Genomic DNA, 20,934 nt, shown 5'->3' on the forward strand with positions numbered 1-20,934 from the left:
CAAACATTTCCGGAGTGTCCTGATGAGTGCTGTCGAAGCACTGCGTGGCAGCCATGCCCGCTATGTCGAAATTCGCCGTGACATCCATGCTCACCCCGAACTTGCGTATGCCGAGCACCGCACCGCCGACGTGGTGGCGCGCCACCTCGAATCGCTGGGTATAGAAACGCATCGCGGTATCGGTGGCACTGGCGTGGTCGGTGTCATCCGCCGCGGCACGGGCTCCCGCGCCATCGGCTTGCGGGCCGACATGGACGCCTTGCCCATGCAGGAGCGCAATGAGTTCGCCCACCGTTCCACGCACGAAGGCTGCATGCATGCCTGTGGGCACGACGGCCACACCACCATGCTGCTGGCGGCCGCCGAGGCGCTGGCCAAGGCGGAGTTCGACGGCACCGTGCATCTGGTCTTCCAGCCGGCCGAAGAAGGCATGGCTGGCGCCAAGGCGATGATCGACGACGGTATTTTCGAGCGTTTCCCGATGGAATCGATCTTCGGTCTGCACAACTGGCCGGGGATGGAGAGCGGCAGCTTCGCCGTGCACGCCGGCCCGGTGATGGCTGCGGCTGACCGTTTCGAAATCGAGGTCACCGGTATCGGCTGCCACGCCGCGATGCCGCATCTGGGCGTCGACCCGGTGGTGGCTTCTGCGGCGCTGGTGCAGGCCTTCCAGAGCATCGCTGCACGCACGGTCGACCCGTTGGATGCGGCGGTGGTGTCGACCACCATTTTCCGCGCCGGCAAGGCGCAGAACGTCATCCCGGATCGCGTTCAACTCGGTGGCACCGTGCGTACCTTCCGTGAAGAGGTGCGTGCCACGGTGCGCCGTCGCATGCAGGAAATCTGTGACGGCATCGGCGCTGCCCACGGCGTGAAGATCGCGCTGGATTATCAGGCCGGCTACCCGGCCACCGTGAATTCGCAGGCCGAAGCCGCCTTGTGCGCGGAGGTGGCCAGTGGGCTGGTCGGAGCCGACAAGGTCACCACCGAAATGCGCCCCAGCATGGGGGCCGAAGATTTCGCCTTCTTCCTGCAGCAGAAGCCGGGTTGTTATGTCTGGCTGGGCAACGGGCCGGGCGAGGGTGGTTGCCTACTGCACAACCCCAATTACGACTTCAATGACGATCTGATTCCGGTGGGCGGTGCCTACTGGGTGGAGCTGGTGCGTCGACTTCTGGCGCCGCACGCATGAACGGCCACATCGGCCGCAACGCGCGCAGGTACTGACCCGTCATGAAAACCCTGCGCCTTGCCCTTCGCATGATGCTGCGTAACCTGCGCGCAGGTGAATTGCACCTTCTCGGCCTGGCCATCGTCATCGCGGTGGCCAGCCTCACCAGTGTCGGTTTTCTGGCCGACCGCGTTTCGCACGGGCTCGACCGTGAGGCCAATCAACTGCTCGGCGGCGATTTGTTGCTGCGCGCGGACAGCCCGTGGGCGGACGAGGTACGTGAGGCCGCACACAGCCGTGGGCTCGAAGTCACCGACACGGTGCTGTTCACCAGCATGGTCAGCACCGAGGAAGAGGCCGAGCTGGCGGGCGTCAAGGTGGTGGGTGACGGCTATCCGCTGCGGGGCGTGATCCGCATTGCGCCCGGGCCGAATCAGACGGATGCCGTGGCCACCGGCATGCCTGCCCGAGGCGAGGTGTGGCTGGACGAGCGGCTCTATGCCACCTTGGGCGTGAGCACCGGTGATCTGGTCGGGCTTGGGATGCTCGAGTTCCGGGTGGCCGGCATGGTGACCTTCGAATCCGACCGTGGCGCCAATTTCTTCAGCCTGCTGCCGCGCGCCATCTTCAACCTTCAGGATCTGGCCGGCAGCGGCTTGATCGTGACCGGCAGCCGGGCGGTGTATCGCTTGCATGTAGCAGGCAACGCGCCCGATGTGGACGATTTCGAAGCCTGGGTGACGCCGCGCCTGGAGCGCGGGCAGCGCCTGGAAACCATCGAGAATGCTCGTCCGGAAGTGCGCTCTGCGCTGGATCAGGCACAGCGCTTCCTGCGGCTCGCGGCCTTGCTGGCGGTGATCCTCGCCGCCGTGGCCGTCGGCCTGTCGGCGCGCCGCTTCATGCGCCGCCATCTGGATGCGTGCGCGGTGATGCGCTGCCTGGGGGCGCGTCAGTCCAGCGTGCTGTCGATCTTCGTTGGCGAATTCGTTGTGTTCGGCGTGGTGGCCTCGCTGGCCGGTGCCGTATTGGGGTGGGTGGTGCAGGCTTCGCTCGGGGGCGTGCTGACCGGGTTGCTGCAGGTGCGGCTGCCCGCTCCGTCTTTGTTGCCGTTTGCGCATGGAATTGCGGTGGGTCTCGCGCTGCTGGTCGGCTTTGTGCTCCCGCAGTTGCTGCGCTTGCGCCGCGTGCCAACCTTGCGCGTGCTGCGCCGCGAGCTCGGCGGCATTGAGGCGGCCAGCGGTTCGGCCTGGTTGGCTGGCGCCGCGGTATTGCTCGGTCTGATCTTCTGGATCGCGGCCGATCTGCGGCTCGGTGTACTGGTGGCTCTGGGTTTCGTCGTGGCCTTCGGTGTATTCGCGCTGGCGGCATGGGGCGTGCTGCGTTTGCTCGGCAGACTGCGCGGCAGTGGTCGTTTGACGGGGGGCGGTTGGCGCTACGGGCTGGCTTCGTTGAACCGCCGCATGGGGGCGAGCGTGATTCAGGCCGCTTCGCTTGGCCTGGGGATCACGGCCTTGCTGCTGCTGACGCTGATACGCGGCGACCTGCTGGAAAACTGGCAGCAGAAGACCCCCGAGAATGCGCCCAATCGCTTCGTGATCAACATCCAGCCCGATCAGCAGGCCGGTGTCGTGCAGTATTTCGTCGACAACGGCATGCCCGAGCCGGAGATTCTGCCGATGATTCGTGGCCGCTTGGTGGCCATCAACGGCGAAGCGATCAATCCCGAAGTGTACGAGGATGATCGCGCCCAGCGTCTGGCCACGCGCGAGTTCAATCTCAGCTTCGCAAGCCGCCTGAACGAAGGCGTGTCGATTCCATCTGGCCGCTGGCATGGCGATTCGCGCGAGCCGCAGTGGTCGGTGGAGGAGGGCTTGATGCGCACGCTTGGCCTCGCAATGGGTGATGTACTGCGTTTCGACATCTCCGGGCGCATCGTCGAAGCGCCAATCACCAGCGTGCGCAAACTCGATTGGGATTCGATGCGCGTCAATTTCTTCGTGATCGCGGCCGAAGGCATGCTCGATGGCGACCCGGCGAGTCTTGTCACCTCTTTTCACTTGCCCGAAGCCAATGCGCATGCTTTCACGGCGGGCTTGGTGAATACCTTCCCGAACCTTTCCGTGATCGACGTGGCCGCAGTGCTGGCGCAAGTGCAGGAAGTGACCGGCAAGCTCTCGCTGATCGTGCAGTTCGTGTTCGGTTTTGCCTTGTTGGCGGGGCTTGTGGTGCTGCACGCTGCCTTGCAATCCACCCATGACGAGCGTGAGTACGAGCTCGCCATTCTACGCACGCTGGGGGCACGCAATGCCCAGTTGCGGCAGGCCTTGTTGGCCGAATTCGCGGTGCTCGGGGGTGTTGCGGGGGCGCTGGCCGGCATCGCGGCGAGCGTGATCGGCTGGGTGCTGGCGCAGTTCGTGTTCCGCATGACCTACGTTCCCGACCCCACCGCGGTGCTGCTGGCGACGCTGCTCGGGGCGCTTGGCGTACTGCTGGGCGGGTGGTTGGGTACGCGCGGTTTGCTCAAGCGCCCGCCGTTGATGAGTCTGCGCGCTCTGGCGTGACCACGCCTGCGTGTTTGCCGCTGGTGCAAGCACACGAATTTGGATAGTCTGACTGAAGTTTGCCATCGGCATCTTCAAGCAGTTTCCTGCAGTGGCGGGGTCGGCATGAGAAAAGCTCCACGTAGCTTCTTGCCTTACACCATCCATGTTCCATTGAACGTGGCGGTGATCGTCACGGTAACGGTGCTGGTGGCATGCATCGTCGGCGCGCTGAGCTTCAATGCCTACCGCAGTGCGCAGCAGCTGTTGTCCACCGCCACGGCCGATGCCATCCGGCAGGCCGCCACCTTGCTCGACGAGCGCATCGGCCGCATTTTCGAGCCGGCCGACAACCAGCTCCGCCTGCTTTCCTTCAGCGACATGGCAAAGGCCGAGACGCTCGACGAGCGCTTGGCCTTGCAACCGCTGGCGCGCGAGGTTCTGGCTGGCAACCCGCTCGTGCAGGCCGTGTACGCGGGCTATCCCAACGGTGATTTCGTGCTTTTCCGGCCCTTGCCGACGATTGCGCTGGCGGCCCGCTTTGACGCGCCGGCCAAGGCCGATCTGCTGGTGCAGACCATCACGCTTCGCGATGATCGGCGGCTCGGCGAGTATCGCTTTTATGCGGGAGACGGCTCCTTGCTGGAGCAGCGAAGCATGCCCGAGTACGACTACGATCCGCGCACCAGGCCGTGGTTCGCGCAGGCCTCAGGCAGCGACGGCACGGTGTTGACCGCGCCGTATCTGTTTTTCACCACGCGGGTGCCGGGCGTGACCCTGGCGCGCCGTGGCCCTGAAACCGGGGCCGTCGTCGGGCTGGATGCCGAGTTCGCTACGCTGGCCGAACAGGTCAACGAGCTGCGTCTGACGCCTTCCAGTGAATTGGCCATCGTCGACGGGGAGGGCACGGTGGTGGCCCACCACGATCCGATGTCGATGCTGATACCGGACGGTGGCGACAATTTCAGGCTGGCCAAGGTCAATGACCTGCCGCGGCCCTTGCTGGCGGCAGCGTTTCGCATGCCTGGTGGCGCCGTCATCGGCCAGACCGACGAATCTGTGGCGCGTGACTGGCACTTGCTGCGGGTGCCGCTGAGCGAGGTCGGATCGCTCGAGCTTTTTGCCTTGCTGGCGATTCCCGAGGACGAGATGTTTGCCGGCGCACGGCGCATCGTTGTCGATCAGTTGCTCGTGGCCTTGCTGATCTTTGCGGTAAGCGTTCCGTTCTGTCTGTGGCTCACCCGGCATTCGGTCAAGGCGCTGCGCACGCTGGCCGACGAGACGCGCGCGCTGGAGGCTTTCGACTTTCTCGAGCGTCCGCCGCTGCGCTCGCACATCGGTGAAATCGATCAGCTCGCGGTTGCCATGGACCGAATGCGCCAGACCATGTCGGATTTTCTCGATACCAGCGTCGCGCTCGGGGCCGAGCGTGACGTCGAGGCCTTGCTGGAAACCATTCTGCGCACCGTCATCGAAACCGCTCGCGCGCAGGGGGGTGCCATTTATCGGGCCAGGGTCGACGGCGGTTTCGAGCGCGTACGGGTGCGTGCGGGGGCGGACTTGCAGGCAGACTTGCCAATTTCGGTTGCGCTGGGCGATGGCAGCCTGATTGCCGACGCCCTCGAGCGGCGGCTGACGCGCATCCACGAGGTGGCCGGCAGCGTGCGGGTGGCCGTGCCATTGATCACGCGTGACGGGGCGCTGGTGGGCGCGATCGCCGTGTGGCTGTCGGCTCGGGCCGAGCGGGGCGGGCGGCGTGATTCGCGTGTCGGTTTCATCGAGGCCCTGGCTTCCACCGCCGCGGTGGCGATTGAAACGCGCGAGCTCATCGATGCGCAGAAGCAGCTGCTTGAATCCTTCATCGAGCTGATTGCTGCCGCCATCGACGCCAAGAGCCCCTACACCGGCGGACACTGCCAGCGGGTGCCGGCACTTGCCAAGATGCTCGCCGAGGCCGCCGATACGTCCTCCAGCGCCGAATGGCGCGACTTCAAACTGTCCGAGACTGACCGCGAGGCCTTGCACGTAGCCGCCTGGCTGCACGATTGCGGCAAGATCACGACCCCCGAGCACGTGGTGGACAAGGCCACCAAGCTTGAGGGCATCCATGATCGCATTCACGAGATTCGCATGCGCTTCGAGGTGCTCAAGCGTGATGCGCGCATCGCTGCGCTGGAGGCGCAATTGGGCGGGGAAGCGAGCGACAAGGTGGTGCAGACCCTTGACGAGGCGTTGCGCACGCTGGACGCGGAGTTCGCCTTCGTCGCGAGCTGCAACCTGGGGGGTGAAGAGATGGATGAGGCCGCGATGCAACGGCTGCGAGACATCGGTGCCCGCAGCTGGTTGCGCACGCTCGACGACCGCCTAGGTATTTCGCGTGATGAAGCCTTGTTGCGAGCGCCCTATCCCAGTCCGCCGCTTCCCACGCTTGAGCCGTTGCTGGCTGACAAGCCGTGGCACCGCATCGAGAGGCCGTCGAGTGAATGCTTCGACGCCGACAACCCATGGGGTTTCGCGATGGATGTGCCGGGCTGGAAATACGACCGTGGGGAACTGCACAACCTCACGATCCGGCGCGGCACGCTTACCGCCGAAGAGCGCTACATCATCAATGAGCACATGATCCAGACGATCAAGATGCTGTCGCGCCTGCCGTTCCCGCCGCAACTTGCGGCAGTGCCCGAAATCGCCGGTGGGCACCATGAGCGGATGGACGGCATGGGCTACCCGCGACGCCTCAAGCGCGAAGACATGAGCGTGCTGGCGCGGGTGATGGCCGTGGCCGATGTGTTCGAAGCGCTGACCGCGTCGGACCGCCCATACAAACCGCCAAAGACCTTGTCCGAGTCCATCGCCATCATGGCGCAGATGGTTGCGGGGCGGCATCTCGATGGAGAACTGTTCCGGCTCTTTCTCGAGTCGGATGTGTATCTGGCCTACGCCAAGCGCTTTCTCGATGCCTCGCAGATGGACGGCGTCGACATCGATGCAATGCTGGAAATTGCCGGTCTGACAAAACCTTCCGACGCCGCTTGAACGCTCAAGGCCGAGCACCGAATTGGTGCGTGTTTGGCTTGTGACGAACCTCCAAAGTGCTCATATTGGGCGCAAAGTGGCTGCAGCCATGGGTTTCCGCCATGGCATGTGGCTTGCTAATCCTTCCTCCGCATGAATGCAGTCCGTCCCGGCCGGTTGCCGGGCCTGCGTGGTGAGGGCGCAATGACGCAAGCCGAGTCGATCGACATTCTCTGGATACTGGTGTGTGCCGGCCTCGTCTTCGTGATGCAGGCCGGCTTTCTTTGTCTCGAGTCCGGGCTGACGCGCGCCAAGAACGCGATCAACGTGGCGGTCAAGAACATCGCGGATTTCGCGGTGGCGTCCATCCTCTTCTGGCTGTTCGGTTTTGGCCTGATGTTCGGGGACAGCGTCAGTGGAGTCTTCGGTACCGGCTATTTCGCCATCAACGGCGAACACAACGCCACCACCTGGCTGATGGCGTTCGTGCTCTTCCAGATGATGTTCTGCGCAACGGCCGCGACCATCGTGTCTGGCGCTGTTGCCGAGCGCATGCACTTCCCGGCGTACATCATTCTTTCGGCTGTGGTGGCGGGGCTGATCTACCCCGTATTCGGCCATTGGGCGTGGGGCGGAGCCTTGGGCAATGGCGGAGAAGGCTGGCTGGTGCAGATGGGGTTTGTCGATTTCGCCGGTTCCACCGTAGTTCATAGCCTGGGTGGCTGGGTGGCCCTGGCCGGGGTGATCATCCTGGGGCCGCGTGAAGGGCGCTTCGTGGCGGGGGAGGAGCCGCGCGTGATTCCCGCCGGCAACCTGCCGGTGGCCATGCTCGGCGGCCTGCTACTGTTCTTCGGGTGGTTCGGTTTCAATGGCGGCAGCACGCTCGGCATGACCGAGAACGTCCCGGCCATCATGGCGCACACCGCATTGGCAGCAGCAGCGGGCGTACTGGCCGGCATTCTGATTGGCTGGAAGCTGCACGGCTATTGTGAGGTCATGTATGCCCTGAACGGCGCGCTCGCCGGTCTGGTGGCCATCACCGCAAACGCCCACGTGGTGAGCGGGCTGGATGCCATCGTGATCGGCGCAATCGGCAGCGTGATCATGGTCGGGGCCAACGAGTGGTTGTTGGCGCGGCGCATCGACGACGCCGTGGGCGCCATTCCGGCTCACCTCGCCGCGGGTGCGTGGGGCACGCTGGCGGTGGCATTGTTCGGCGATCTCGACAGAATCGGCACCGGCCTGTCTCGGCTCGAGCAACTCGGGGTGCAGACCATAGGCGTCATCGCCTGCGGCGTGTGGGCTTTCGGCGTGGCGTGGCTGTTGCTGAAAGGCATGAGCCGCCTGCGGCCGCTGCGTGTCAGCCCGGAAGACGAGCGGGTGGGGCTCAACGTCTCCGAGCACGGCGCACGCACCGAGCTCGTGCTGCTCATGGAAACCATGGAAGAGCACAGCCGCACCGGAACCACGACCACGCGCGTGCCGGAGGAGCCCTTCACCGAAGTCGGTCAGATCGCCTCCGCATATAACCGCGTGATCGACGCGCTGGATGAGGCCACCGAGCAGACGCGCGCCATCATCCGTGATGTGCGCGACGGCATCATCACCTTCACGCGCGAGGGCGTGCTGACCAGTTTGAACCCGGGCGCGGAGAAGCTTTTCGGCGTTGCCGCGGCGGGCGTCATCGGTGGCCCGGTTCAAAAGCTGATGTCCCCCGAGAACGGCGCTCAGTCGTCGCGTCTGGAGCGCTTGTTCGTGCCGGGCGAGAAGCTTGAGCTGCGCTTCGGAGCGCCGCCCGAACGCCGCGTGCTGGAAGTCTCCATCAGCGAAAACCGTGTCGGTCACGTGGCTCAACTGACCGGCATGGTGCGTGACATCAGCGAGCGCAAGCAGGTCGAATCGCAACTGCACAAAGAGCGCGATCTGGCGCAGGTCACCCTGGCGTCCATCGGCGACGGCGTCATTACCACCGACGAAACCGGGTGCGTGCAGTACATGAACCCGGTGGCCGAGCGCCTGACCGGCTGGCGCTCGCATGAAGCGCGCGGCAACCCGGTCAGCATGGTGTACCGGCTGGTGGATGAAAAATCCGGCACGGCTTTGGAGAACCCGGTGCGCACCGCGCTTAACCGCGGGCAGGTCATGCCGCGGCTGGAGCATGCCCTGCTGCGTCGGCGCGACGGCGAGAACGTGCCGGTGCTCGATACGTCTGCACCCATCCGCTCGCGCGACGGCTTCCTCATCGGCGCGGTGCTGGTGTTCCATGACGTCACCGTCACCTTGAACCTCGCGCGCGAGTTGTCGCATCAAGCCAGCCATGACGCGCTCACCGGCGTGCCCAACCGGCGCGAGTTCGAGCGCCGGCTGTCGGAACTGCTGTCCCGTCCCTTCGAGGCGGGTGAAACCCATTTCCTGTGCTACCTCGATCTTGACCAGTTCAAGGTCGTCAATGACACCTGCGGCCACGTGGCAGGCGACGAATTACTGCGCCAGGTGACATCGCTCCTGCGCACCCATCTGCGCGCGTCGGACGTGCTGGCGCGGCTGGGCGGTGACGAATTCGGCCTGATCCTGCAAGGCTGCCCGCGTGAGCGCGCGATGGAGCTTGCCGAGACCTTCCGCGAGGCCATTCAGGAGTTCCGCTTCGGTTGGGAGACCAAGGTGTTCTCGATCGGCGTGTCGATTGGCGTGGTCGAACTCGACAGTCACGAGCGTGACATCGGCAGCGTGCTGTCTTCCGCCGATGCCGCCTGTTACGCGGCGAAAGAGGGCGGGCGTAACCGCGTGCATCTGTATCAGCCCGATGATGACCGCCTGCTCGAGCAGCACGGTCAGATGCAGTGGGTCACGCGCCTGCAGGCTGCGCTGGATCAGGACCGGCTACGGCTGTACGTGCAGCCCATCGTTCCGCTCAACGCGCCGGACCGTAACCGCATGCACTTCGAGATCCTCGTGCGCCTCGAAGAGAACGGCAAGATCATCCAGCCCGGCGCCTTCCTGCCGGCCGCCGAGCGCTACGGTCTGATGCCGCGCATCGACCAGTGGGTGGTGAACAACACGCTGGCGTGGCTGGGCGACCGCTATCGCCGCCATGGCCGGCTGGATGGCGTGTACTGCATCAACCTGTCAGGTGCGTCACTTTCCGACGAACGCTTCCGCCAGACTGTACGCACCACGCTGGAGCAATCCGGCCTGCCGGGTGGTTCGATCTGCTTCGAGATCACCGAGACGGCGGCAGTGGCCAACCTGTCAAAGGTGGTGCACTTCATCCGCGAGGTGAAGCAACTCGGCTGCGCCTTCTCGCTCGACGATTTCGGTTGCGGCCTGTCTTCGTTTGCCTACCTCAAGACGTTGCCGGTGGATTTCCTCAAGATCGACGGCAGCTTCATCAAGGACATCGAGCGCGACCCCATCGACATGGCGATGGTGCAGGCCATCAACACCATCGGCCACACCATGGGGCTGCAGACCATCGCCGAATTCGTCGAAACCGAAAGCGTCATGAATCGCCTCGTAGAGCTCGGCCTGGACTATGCCCAAGGCTATCTACTCGGTGAGCCACGCCCTCTGGGCGAGGGCGATCAGGTGCGCATGATGCCGCGTTGATCCGCGCGCACTGCGTACAATCCCTGCATCGCAACAGCAGGGAATGAACGCGGATGCCGTGGATTGAATGGGTGCGTGCGCACGCGCCGGAGCTCACGCTCGGCGCGGTCGCCGCCATGCTCTTGGTATTGGTGTGGCTCGCCGCGCGACTGCTGCGCAGCGAGCGCCGGCTGGCCGAAGTCATGGCCGAGTCGGTGGAAGTGCGCTTCGACGAGGCATCCGACCACTGGCACGCGGCGCTGGAGCGCCACAGCGAGCGCCTCGGCGCACGTGCCGACCTCAACGCCGAGCGCACACGCGAGACGCTTGAACGCGAGTTGCGTGTGCTGCGTGAATCCTTTCATGCCTTCGATTCGGCCATGCAGGCACGCCTGGCCGAGCAGCGCGAGCTCTCTGCGCAGCGCTTCGCCGAGGCGGCCGGCGCGTCGGCTTCGGCCCACGAACGTCTGCGTGCAGAGTTGCTGGAGCAGGTGTTGACCCGGTTGGCCGAGCAGGCGCGGGCTGAACGTGAGCTGTTGCAAGGCGGCCTTTCAGGCGTGTCGCGCACGCTCGACGAGCGCCTCGAATCCATCGCCGGCCACGTCAATCAGCGCCTCGACGAGGGCTTTCGCAAGACCAACGAGACCTTCACCAATGTCATGGCACGCCTCGCCACCATCGACGAGGCGCAGAAGAAGATCGACGGGCTTACCACCAGCGTCGTCAGTCTGCAGGATCTGCTCGGCGACAAGCGTGCGCGTGGCGCCTTTGGTGAAGTGCAGCTCGAAGGCCTGGTGCGCAACCTGCTGCCGCCCGACAGCTACCACTTTCAACACACGCTGCCCAACGGCACCCGCGTCGATTGCGCTCTGCGCCTGCCCGAGCCGACCGGAATGGTGTGCGTGGATGCCAAGTTCCCGCTTGAAAACTACCGTCGCATGCTCGATTCGGACGCCCCCGAGGTCGACCGCAAACTCGCGCAGACCGCCTTCCGCACCGACGTGAAACGCCATATCGAGGCCATCGCCAGCAAATACATCGAGCCGGGCGTGACCTCCGACGGCGCGGTGATGTTCGTGCCGGCCGAGGCGGTGTTCGCCGAGATCCACGCCTGGCACCCGGAACTGATCGCGTTCGCGTTGGCGCGTCGCGTGTGGGTGGTGTCCCCGACCACGTTGATGGCGGTGCTCAACACTGCTCGCGCCGTGCTCAAGGACGTCGAGACGCGCAAGCACATCCACATCATCAAGGACGCACTGGGCAAGCTCGCAAAGGATTTCCACCGCTTCGACGAGCGCATGAACGCGCTAGCCCGCCACATCGATCAGGCCAACCGCGACGTGCAGGACGTGCAGGTCAGCTCACGCAAGATCACCGCGCATTTCGAGAAGATCGAATCGACGCAACTCGATGAATTGCCGGGGCCTGCAGACGAAAGTAGGTCGTGATGAGCGGAACGAATTGCGACGCGGCGCTGTAATCGCCTGTAACGCAGGGCGCCGGCGGCCAGCGCTTAGCCGCCGATATACGACATCTCGATCTTGCGCTGCTTGGCGGTGTTGGCCGTGCGGATTTCCGAGTAACGATCGCTGCGCGCCAGCCACACGCGGGCGATCGCCTCATCCAGTTCGGCGTTGGAGGCACCGCTGCGCAGCAAGTCGCGCAGGTCGTGGCCGGATTGGGCGAACAGGCAGGTGAACAGCTTGCCTTCGGTGGACAGGCGGATGCGCGTACAGGTGGAGCAGAAGGCCTGCGTGACTGATGAAATGACGCCGATCTCGCCCGAGCCATCGGCATAACGCCAGCGCTCGGCGACTTCGCCGGTGTAGTTGGGGTCGGCCGCCTCCAGCGGGAACACGGCGGAGATGCGGTCGACGATCTCGCGCGAGGGGACCACGGTGGCCATGTCCCAGCCGTTCGAGCTGCCGACATCCATGAATTCGATGAAGCGCACGATGTGTCCGCTGCCGCGGAAGTGGCGGGCCATGTCGACCACGCCGTCATCGTTTTCGCCGCGTTTGACGACCATGTTGACCTTGATCGGGCCGAGGCCGACATCGGCCGCTGCAGCGATGCCTTCGAGCACGGATTCCACCGGGAAGTCAGCGTCGTTCATGCGGCGGAAGGTGGGGTCATCCAGTGAATCGAGGCTTACCGTGACGCGGTGCAGGCCGGCGTCTTTCAGTCGCCGCGCCATGCGCGGCAGCAGCACGCCGTTGGTGGTCAGCGTGATTTCGACATCGGGGATGCGCGCAAGCCGTTCGATGAGCTCATCGACGTTCTTGCGCAGCAGCGGCTCGCCGCCGGTGATGCGCAGTTTGCGCACGCCACGGTCGGCGAAAACGCGCGCGACGCGCTCGATCTCTTCGAACGACAGCAGGTCGTTGCGCGGCAGGAACTTGTAATCCTTGTCGAACACTTCGCGCGGCATGCAGTAGGTGCAGCGGAAGTTGCAGCGATCGGTCACCGAGATGCGCAGGTCGCGCACCTCCCGCCCCATGCGGTCGGCAAGCGGACCGGATGCGGGAATCGTGCCCTCGAATTCAGGCAGCGCATTCTGGAGCTCTGCGCGGATGGGGATGATCTTCATGTTCATTGGCTGATCGTGCACGCCCTTGTGCATGGGGATGGAGTGTCGGCAAGCTGCGGCGGTTCAATTTGCCGGGCGCGGCTGCGCTGTGGTCGGGCGTGTCATGCAACAATGCACATTGTAGCCTTGGCGTGCCGATCGCGGCCGGTGCGCGAGCAAGGAAACGAACCGAGGATGAATTGATGACGCACTCCCGCATTGCCGCGGAACGCCTGCGCACCCGCTGCGAACCCGAATCCCTTGAATTTGAGACCACCGCCGAGTTGGCTGACCTGCCCGACGGTCTGGAACAGGCGCGCGCCGATGAAGCGCTGCGCTTCGGCTTGGCCATGCAGCACCCCGGCTACAACGTGTACGTGCTGGGCGAGTCCGGCACCGGGCGGCACGCCATCGTCAACCGTTTGCTGGCCGAGCTTGCCGCCAAGGGTGACGTGCCGCTCGACCTTTGCTACGTCTACAACTTCGAAGACCCGCAGCGGCCGAATCTGCTGGCGCTGCCGCCGGGTTGGGGTGTCCAGCTGCGCAACGACATGCAGGCCTTCGTGCGCGATCTTGCGCCGGCCATCGATGCCGCGCTGGAGAGCGAAGCCCACGAGGAGCGCGTGGAAGCCCTGCAGGACGCCCATAAAGAGCGCGAGGAAGGTGCCTTGCAGGAGCTCGGTGAAGCCTGCGCGAAAGACAATCTCTCGCTGCTGACCACGCCGGAAGGTTTCGTGTTTGCGCCGACTGTGAATGGCGAGGCGATCTCGCCCGAGGTTTTCGAAGCCTTGCCCGAGGCCGAGCGCGACGCCATCGAAGAAAAGGTGGGGGACTGGAGCGACCGCCTCGCCGATCTGCTGGAAGAATTCCCCGGCTGGCGCAAGGGCCTGCGCGAAGCCGTATGCCGCGCCGAGCGCGACGCGCTGGCGCCTACCTTTGCTCACCTGTCGCGTGAGTTGCGCGAGCGCTACAAGGACATCGAAGCCGTACAGCACTTTCTGGATTCGGTGCAAAAGGATCTGCTCGATGGCGGCATCGAGTGGGGCAGCGGGCTGGATGATGAGGAAGAGGCCGAGGACAACACCGGGCGCTTCCAGCGTTATCTGGTGAAGCTGGTGGTCGACAATTCCGAGACCAAGGGCGCACCCATCGTCTATGAAGACAACCCGGGTTTCGGCAACCTGATCGGCCGCATCGAGCACCTCGTGCACATGGGCAATCAGGTGTCGAACTTCCAGATGATCCGTGCGGGCTCTCTGCACCGCGCCAACGGTGGCTATCTGATTCTCGACGCCGAGCGCCTGTTCGCACAGCCGTATGCATGGGACGGCCTCAAGCGCGCGCTGCGCAGCGGCGAAATCCGCATCGAGCCGCCGGCCGAGGCGCAAGGCTGGAGTGCGCCGATCACGCTCGAACCGCAGCCCGTGCCGTGCAAGGTCAAGGTGGTGCTGATCGGCAGTCGCGAGCTGTTCTACCTGCTCAATGATCACGACCCCGATTTTGCCGAGCTTTTCAAGGTAGCGGCGGATTTCGACGACCAGATGGCTCGTACGCCACAGAACGTGCGTTATTACGCTCACCTGCTGGCCATGCTCGGCCGCAATGCCAAGCTGATGCCGTTCCGCCGCGACGCCGTGGCGCGCCTGATCGAGCAGGGGGCAAGGCTGGCCGAAGATGCGGCCAAGCTGTCGTTGTACACGCGGCGTGTGGCCGATCTGATGCGTGAGGCCGATTTTCACGCGCGCGAGGCCGGCCTGGAGGCCGTCGGGCGCGAGCACGTGGATTGGGCAATCGCCGCGCGTGCGCGCCGCTTCGGCCGCTACGCCGAGCGTGTCATCGAATCCATCGTGGAAGGCTCCACGCTGATCTCCACCGACGGCGTGCGCGCCGGACAGGTGAATGGCCTCGTGGTGGTCGAGCTGGCCGGTGAGCATTTCGGCCACCCGGTGCGCATCACCGCCACGGCTCGCTTGGGCGATGGCGAGGTGACCGACATCGAGCGCGAGACCGAGCTGGGCGGCGCGATTCACACCAAGGGCGTGATGATCCTCACCGCCTTCCTGGCGGCGCGCTATGCGCGCAACCGCCCGCTGTCGGTGTCGGCCAGCCTGGTGTTCGAGCAGAGTTACGGGATGGTCGAGGGCGATTCGGCATCGATGGCCGAGCTGTGCGCCTTGCTTTCGGCGCTGTCCGACGTGCCGCTGAAGCAGAATCTGGCGATCACCGGGTCGGTGAACCAGTTCGGCGAGGCGCAGGTGATCGGTGGTGTGAACGAGAAGATCGAAGGCTTCTTCGATCTGTGCGCCATGCGCGGCCTGACCGGGGAGCAGGGGGTGTTGATTCCGGCGGCCAGCGTGCGTCACCTGATGCTGCGTGAAGACATCGTGGAGTCAGTGCGCCGCGGCACTTTCCACATCCACACCATCGAGACGGTGGACGACGCCATGACGCTGCTGACCGGCCTGGAGGCCGGTGAGCCGGATACCAAAGGGGTGCTTGCGAAAGGCACGATCAACCACAAGGTGGCGCTCGCTTTGGAAGCCATGGCCGCCTCGCAAAGCGCCTGGCAGAGTGGCCAGGGCGCAGACGGTCAGGACGTGCGCCGGGTCCGGCGCGGCAGCCGCTGAGAAATCAGCGGCGGCGTTTTTGCGGGGCTGCCCCGGTGGTGCCAGGGGGGCGGCCCGGCAGGTGACGGAAGGTGATGCGACCTTTCGTCAGGTCATACGGCGACATCTCGAGCGAGACGTTGTCGCCGGCGATGATGCGGATGTGGTGCTTGCGCATCTTGCCGCCCGAGTAGGCGATCAGGTTGTGACCGTTGTCCAGCGTGACGCGATAGCGTCCATCCGGCAGGACTTCGGTGACAGAGCCTTGCATTTCAATCAGTTCTTCCTTGGCCATGTAACTTCCTCATATGGTCTGCGGCCGTGGCTGCAGACGGATGGGCCTGCCCGCGCGAAATGCGTTCGGGGAAGCCCTGAATCGAGCCGCAAAGGCGGATCGAACCTTGTTTTCAGATGCGAGCGGAGCGCTGTGGAGCTGCTCCGAGAAGGGCGGGCCGGGGCTTTGCCGTGGTTTCGGCTGAAGGCGGCGCGAATGATGCAAGTCGGCAATTATAGCACGTGCGGGGTTTGCCAGCCTCGCACGTGTTCTCAGCGACTGGTGACGGCGAGATCGCCCACGCGGTTGCGCAGGGCTTCCGCCAGCTCGAACACCGCCATGGCGTAGAAGCTGCTGCGGTTGTAGCGAGTGATGACGTAAAAATTGCGGTAGCCGACCCAGTATTGCGTGTCGGCGTCAGGCGTCGGCAGATCGAATACCGTGGCGAGATCGGGGTGGAACTCGCCCGAAATCGGGCCGACGCCCTGGCGCGCGAGATCGGCCGTGGGGATCGAGGGCTCAATGCCGGCCTCGATCAAGGGCGTGGGGTCGAGGCCTGGCGGCAGGTAGATGCGCTTGGCCACCGGCTCGCCGGTGCGCCAGCCGTGCTGGGCGAAATAGTTGGCAATGCTGCCGATGGCGTCGACCGGGTCGCTGTCGAAATCGATGCGCCCGTCGCCGTCGAAATCCACCGCATAGGCGCGAATGCTGCTGGGCAGGAACTGCGGGTAGCCCAGCGCGCCGGCGTAGGAGCCGTAGTAGCTGAACGGGTCGCGGTTCTGCTCGCGGGCGAGCAGCAGCAGGTTCTCAAGTTCGCGGCGGAACAGCGGTGCGCGCGGCGGGTAGTCGAAGGCCAGCGTGGCCAGCGCTGAGAAGGTCTCGAAATTGCCGGTGAAGCGGCCGTAGTTGGTTTCGATGCCGACGATGGAGACGATGAACTCCGGTGCCACGCCGTATTGCTTGCTGGCGGCTTCGATGGCGGCGCGGTGTTCGCGCCAGAAGCTTGCCCCTTGTTCGATGCGGCTGTCGGTCAGGAAGCGCGAGCGGTAGTTTTCCCATGAGCGCTGCCCGCGCTGGGCAGGCGGGCGGATGAGTTCGATGACACGCTCGACGCGGTTGGCCTTGTCGAGCTGCGATTTCAGTTCCGCTTCCGTGAAACCGTGCTTTTCCTGCATTTCAAGCATGAAGCTGCGGGCCTCTTCGTGTTCGGCGTACGAAGCATGTGCGGCGACTGGCAGCAGGGCGCTCAAGGCGAGCAGGGCGAAGCGGAGGCGAAGCGTCATTGAGGGGAAAACTCCCGGATGCGTTGAGTCAGTTCGCGCGTGCGGGCCGGGGTGTCCGGCCCGCACGCGCCGTAGCGAAGTCGTGCGTAGCGGTGGGCGATGTCGCGGGCCGCTGCGGCACTCGCGGGCAGGGCCTGTGCGACGCGTTCAGCGTAATCGATGGGCCCTTCGGATGGCAAACGAGCCATCCCGCGCCGCGCCAGTTTGGCGCAGAACACGCGCCATTGGCGGTCCAGCGCATCACCCGACGGCCGTCTGAGCATTGCCCAGGTCAGCAAGGCCCCCATCAACATCAGCACTGCACCCGTCACCGCCAGCGCCAGTGTGCGCGTGTCGGCATTCTTGAGCCCCAGGCGCGCCATAAGTTCCAGTTGAAACTCTTGATCAAAGGCCAGCACGTTGCGGTTCCATGAGTTCGACAGCGCATCCCAGCGATCGCGCATGCTGCGCAGCCACTCCACGGCGCGCCCGTCGCGCATCAGCAAGGGGCGCGGGTCGCCCGCCGGCAGCGCCGATGCAAGGCCGCCTGCGACACGCGACGGCGCAGCCAGGGCGGTGGGGTCGACGCGTACCCAGCCGCGGCCATCGAGCCATACTTCGGCCCAGGCGTGGGCGTCGGACTGGCGTACCACCATGCTGCCGTCGAAGCTGTTGATGGTGCCGCCGAGGTAACCCGTGACCACCCGTGCCGGCACGCCGGCGGCCCGCATCATGAAGACGAAGGCCGAACTGAAGTGCTCGCAGAAGCCCAGTCGGGTGTCGAAGAGGAACTCATCGACGGGTTGGTCGCCCAGCACTGGGGGCGACAAGGTATAGGTCAGGCGGCTTTGCATCAGAAAGCTGGTGACGAGGTCGAGCGTCTGCTGGTCCGACGAGGTATTGGCGATCAGCTGGGCCACCATTGCACGGGTGCGCGGGCTCGATTCTTCCGGGATGCGCAGGGCCTGCCGCAGCGTGGCGGAATCCTCCGCGAGGCCGTATGGGGTCTCCGGGTAGGCGCTCAGTTGCAAGCGCGTGCGTTCGCGCAGCACCGTGTCCGAGCGCAACTGCAGATCGGTGGTGAAGCGCGTGTTCGGGCGCTCGACAGCACCGGGGAGGTCAAGCGCCAGCAGCCAGCGCCGGTCGTGTGCCTCGAGGGTGGCGATGTAGTCGTAGCGCCGCCCTTGCGGCTCGTAAGGCAGCTCGGATGCGAACTGCGTGCGCGCAGCACGCCATGTCAGGCCGTCGAACTCGGTCAGCACCGGGCCGCGCCAATAGCGTTGCGACGGTGGAGGCGGTTCACCATCGAACTGCGCGCGCAAGGCAATTTCATCCGACAGGCTTAGCTCGCCGATGGAGCCGGGTGCCATTTCTTCCGACAGGCCGGTGCGGGCGCTTTGTGCGTCTGCGGGCAAGCCCCACAGCTGGGGAATACGCGGGAAAAGCACGAACAGCACCAGCAGGAAGGGAATCGCCTGCAACATCAGCACGCCGCTGCTGCGCAGCGCCCGGGTGGGCAGGGCGGTCGGGTCTTCGATGAGGAACATCGTTCCGGTGGCCAATAGCACGCCCAGCAGGGTCAGCGCAGCCACCGGAAGTTCCTGGTTGTTGAAGAACAGCCCGAGTTGCAGGAACAGCGCCAACAGAACCGCCACGCGCAGGTCGCGTGCCGAACGCCCCTCAAGCAGTTTGAGGCACAGCAAGGCAGCCAGCATGGCAATGCCGGGGTCTTTGCCAAAGAAGTAGCCGAACTGCAGGCGCACGCCGCCGGCAATGGCTGCGGCGAGCAACAGGATCAGGACGCGAAACGCCCAGCCGCCTGGAGCGTGCCGCCGCCACGCGCGGCCGGCCTGCCATGCCAGCAGGGCTGCGCAGCACAGCGACACCCACAGCGGCACGTACGCCGCGTGCGGCGCAATCGTGACGACTGCGGTGATCAGCGCCAGCAGCGCTGCGGGGCGGGTGTCAGCGAGATTCATAGGGGCTCCGCGCCAGCGCGAGTCGGCTAAGGCAGTTGCGCAGATGATGCGGGCCGCAATCGGCCTCCAGGGTGCCTTCGGGGGTGCGCAGCGCGTAACGCAGCTTGCGCCCCTCGGCGGCGAGCACCCAGGCACTCAGGCGTGCAGCACGGGCGTCATCATCCAGCCCGTGCAGGCTGTGCCAGTCGAGCAGCAGGCTGGCGCCTTCCTGCGCGGCAAACTCCTTGGTCAGCAACGGGCCGCCGGAAGCTGCGATCTTCCATGCCACGTGACGGGGGGAGTCGGTGAGGCGGTGCGGGCGCAGTCCCGCGAAGTCGTCATCGCCGGATCGCTGTACCAGCGCGCCGTCCGGCCGTGTGGCGGTGCCGCCGGGTAGGGGCGGCGGCGTGCTTTCGGGCGTGGCATACACAAGGCACGCGAGCTCCGGGCGCAGTACGCTCCAGACGCGCACGAGACCGAGCGGCCACGTGGTGGCAATGCGGATGTGTTCGATCTTCATCCAGCCACGCTGCGTAGTGGGTATGCCGAGCACGAACGTGGCAGTGCTGGCGGGCTGGAGATCGCTGCGGGTTTCAGCACGCCCGCATCTCAGGCGCACGGCGGCGCGACGATGGTTGGCAGGGTTCTCGAGCAAAACGTGCAGTTGGGCAGGCTCACCGGCGAACACCGGGTCGATGCGCAGCGCCGCGACACGGAGTCCGAGCAGGTTGCGAAAGCCTTGGAAGGTGGCCGCAACGCCGATGCCGAAGAGCAGGAAGACCAGCGCATGACCCAGGCTCAGGCCGTAGTTGATGGCGCCGACGAGCAGCACCAGCAAGGCCAGCGCGAACGCCAGCCCGGCGCCGGAGGGCAGCACGTAGATGCGTCGTTGGGTCAGTTTGAACGGCAACGGGTGAGGGGAGTGGCCGCCCAGCCAGCCGGCCACGCGGTCGGGCATGCGTTCGAGGCGGTCGGCCAGCCTCATCCGCCTACGGCAACGGAGGCGAGCAGCCGGGTGATGAGGGCTGGCGGCGCGGTGCGGCCGTCGCTGGCCAGGTGCAGGCGATGGCCGGCGACATGCGGGAAGACCGCCTGCACGTCTTCGGGCAACACGTGGTCGCGCTCGTCGATCAGCGCCCAGGCGCGTGCTGCGGCCAGCAGGCCGAGGCCGGCACGGGGGCTCAGGCCGCCGGCCAGTTCGCTGTCGTTGCGGGTGGCGGAAAGCAAAGCCTGGACGTAGTCGATCAGCCGCGGGGAAACCGTGATTGCGCGCGCTGCGCGCTGCAAGGCGAGCAGATCGTCGGGGGTGATGGCGGGGGGCGTGCGTTCGAGCAGATCACGGCGGTTCTCGCCCATCAGCAGGGCTCGTTCGGCCTCGCGTCCGGGAAAGCCGAGGTGAATGCGCATCAGGAAGCGGTCAAGCTGGCTCTCGGGCAGCGGGAAGGTGCCGATCTGGCTGGCCGGGTTCTGTGTGGCGATGACGAAGAAGGGCTCGGGCAGCAGGTGCGTTTCGCCGTCGGCCGTGACCTGGTGTTCTTCCATGGCCTCCAGCAGCGCGCTTTGCGTCTTGGGCGTGGCGCGATTGACCTCGTCGGCGAGAATCAACTGAGCGAACAGCGGGCCGGGGTGAAAGCGAAAGGTGCTGGTTTCGCGGTCGAAGATGGATACCCCGGTGATGTCGGCGGGCAGCAGATCGCTGGTGAATTGCACACGGCTGAAATGCAGTCCGATCAGGCGGGCGAAAACATGGGCGAGGGTGGTTTTTCCTACACCGGGGAGGTCTTCGATCAGCAAATGCCCGCGGGCGATGAGGCAGGCCAACGTTAGCCGCAGGGGCTGCGGCTTGCCGAGAATGATGTCGTTGGCGGCGGTGAGCAGGCGACGGATGCTCTCGGCGGGCGATTGGCTGTGGGTCTGCATGGCGCGATAATAGACCACCTAAGGTCCAGAACGG

General features: G+C 65.3%; 12 protein-coding genes. 6 read left to right on the top strand and 6 right to left on the bottom strand.

Annotated elements, in window-relative coordinates; all coding sequences use genetic code 11:
- Window positions 1-22 precede the first annotated feature (22 nt).
- From AC6H0W_RS09000 to AC6H0W_RS09020, 5 genes are all read left to right on the top strand, one after another.
- Complete coding sequence (locus AC6H0W_RS09000; RefSeq protein ID WP_497576832.1) at window positions 23-1,192, top strand: M20 aminoacylase family protein; 1,170 nt, start codon at window positions 23-25, stop codon at window positions 1,190-1,192.
- Between the two features lie 41 nt (window positions 1,193-1,233).
- On the top strand, window positions 1,234-3,732 hold the full coding sequence (locus AC6H0W_RS09005) for an ABC transporter permease (protein ID WP_497576833.1): 2,499 nt from the start codon (window positions 1,234-1,236) through the stop codon (window positions 3,730-3,732).
- 105 nt (window positions 3,733-3,837) lie between these two features.
- Entirely contained in the window at window positions 3,838-6,747 is a 2,910-nt protein-coding gene (locus AC6H0W_RS09010; RefSeq protein WP_497576834.1) for an HD domain-containing phosphohydrolase, read from the top strand.
- A 183-nt stretch (window positions 6,748-6,930) separates the two neighbouring features.
- Window positions 6,931-10,332 carry an ammonium transporter gene (amt, locus tag AC6H0W_RS09015; protein WP_497576835.1) on the top strand — a complete coding sequence of 1,134 codons (3,402 nt, stop codon included), beginning with the start codon at window positions 6,931-6,933 and terminating at the stop codon, window positions 10,330-10,332.
- Window positions 10,333-10,385: 53 nt separating this feature from the next.
- Window positions 10,386-11,759, top strand: coding sequence for a DNA recombination protein RmuC (locus AC6H0W_RS09020; protein ID WP_497576836.1), 1,374 nt, complete (start codon window positions 10,386-10,388; stop codon window positions 11,757-11,759).
- Window positions 11,760-11,824: 65 nt separating this feature from the next.
- On the opposite strand, the gene moaA is transcribed toward AC6H0W_RS09020, so the two are convergent.
- On the bottom strand, window positions 11,825-12,901 hold the full coding sequence (gene moaA, locus AC6H0W_RS09025) for a GTP 3',8-cyclase MoaA (protein ID WP_497577331.1): 1,077 nt from the start codon (window positions 12,899-12,901) through the stop codon (window positions 11,825-11,827).
- Between the two features lie 182 nt (window positions 12,902-13,083).
- On the opposite strand from moaA, the gene AC6H0W_RS09030 reads away from it, so the two are divergent.
- Window positions 13,084-15,507 (top strand): Lon protease family protein, encoded by a 2,424-nt coding sequence (locus tag AC6H0W_RS09030; protein ID WP_497576837.1) that lies wholly within the window; start codon window positions 13,084-13,086, stop codon window positions 15,505-15,507.
- Between the two features lie 4 nt (window positions 15,508-15,511).
- Here AC6H0W_RS09030 and infA read toward each other — a convergent pair whose 3' ends face one another.
- The 5 genes from infA to AC6H0W_RS09055 form a co-directional block, all read right to left on the bottom strand.
- Window positions 15,512-15,781, bottom strand: coding sequence for a translation initiation factor IF-1 (gene infA, locus AC6H0W_RS09035; RefSeq protein ID WP_497576838.1), 270 nt, complete (start codon window positions 15,779-15,781; stop codon window positions 15,512-15,514).
- 251 nt (window positions 15,782-16,032) lie between these two features.
- Window positions 16,033-17,043: a lytic murein transglycosylase B gene (gene mltB / locus AC6H0W_RS09040; RefSeq protein ID WP_497576839.1), complete on the bottom strand. Its 1,011-nt coding sequence runs from the start codon at window positions 17,041-17,043 to the stop codon at window positions 16,033-16,035.
- Window positions 17,040-19,001, bottom strand: coding sequence for a transglutaminase TgpA family protein (locus tag AC6H0W_RS09045; protein WP_497576840.1), 1,962 nt, complete (start codon window positions 18,999-19,001; stop codon window positions 17,040-17,042). The genes mltB and AC6H0W_RS09045 overlap by 4 nt, the downstream gene beginning before the upstream one ends.
- Window positions 18,988-19,965, bottom strand: coding sequence for a DUF58 domain-containing protein (locus AC6H0W_RS09050; protein WP_497576841.1), 978 nt, complete (start codon window positions 19,963-19,965; stop codon window positions 18,988-18,990). The genes AC6H0W_RS09045 and AC6H0W_RS09050 overlap by 14 nt, the downstream gene beginning before the upstream one ends.
- Window positions 19,962-20,900 carry an AAA family ATPase gene (locus AC6H0W_RS09055; protein WP_497577332.1) on the bottom strand — a complete coding sequence of 313 codons (939 nt, stop codon included), beginning with the start codon at window positions 20,898-20,900 and terminating at the stop codon, window positions 19,962-19,964. Before AC6H0W_RS09055 ends, AC6H0W_RS09050 begins: the two co-directional genes overlap by 4 nt.
- Window positions 20,901-20,934 lie beyond the last annotated feature (34 nt).

The organism is Pseudazoarcus sp. NS20, assembly GCF_059703745.1.

Coding starts and splice junctions, on each gene's coding strand:
- AC6H0W_RS09000 (WP_497576832.1), top strand. CDS start 23: ATGAGTGCTGTCGAAGCACTGCGTGGCAGCCATGCCCGCTATGTCGAA.
- AC6H0W_RS09005 (WP_497576833.1), top strand. CDS start 1,234: ATGAAAACCCTGCGCCTTGCCCTTCGCATGATGCTGCGTAACCTGCGC.
- AC6H0W_RS09010 (WP_497576834.1), top strand. CDS start 3,838: ATGAGAAAAGCTCCACGTAGCTTCTTGCCTTACACCATCCATGTTCCA.
- amt (WP_497576835.1), top strand. CDS start 6,931: ATGACGCAAGCCGAGTCGATCGACATTCTCTGGATACTGGTGTGTGCC.
- AC6H0W_RS09020 (WP_497576836.1), top strand. CDS start 10,386: ATGCCGTGGATTGAATGGGTGCGTGCGCACGCGCCGGAGCTCACGCTC.
- moaA (WP_497577331.1), bottom strand. CDS start 12,901: ATGAAGATCATCCCCATCCGCGCAGAGCTCCAGAATGCGCTGCCTGAA.
- AC6H0W_RS09030 (WP_497576837.1), top strand. CDS start 13,084: ATGACGCACTCCCGCATTGCCGCGGAACGCCTGCGCACCCGCTGCGAA.
- infA (WP_497576838.1), bottom strand. CDS start 15,781: ATGGCCAAGGAAGAACTGATTGAAATGCAAGGCTCTGTCACCGAAGTC.
- mltB (WP_497576839.1), bottom strand. CDS start 17,043: ATGACGCTTCGCCTCCGCTTCGCCCTGCTCGCCTTGAGCGCCCTGCTG.
- AC6H0W_RS09045 (WP_497576840.1), bottom strand. CDS start 19,001: ATGAATCTCGCTGACACCCGCCCCGCAGCGCTGCTGGCGCTGATCACC.
- AC6H0W_RS09050 (WP_497576841.1), bottom strand. CDS start 19,965: ATGAGGCTGGCCGACCGCCTCGAACGCATGCCCGACCGCGTGGCCGGC.
- AC6H0W_RS09055 (WP_497577332.1), bottom strand. CDS start 20,900: ATGCAGACCCACAGCCAATCGCCCGCCGAGAGCATCCGTCGCCTGCTC.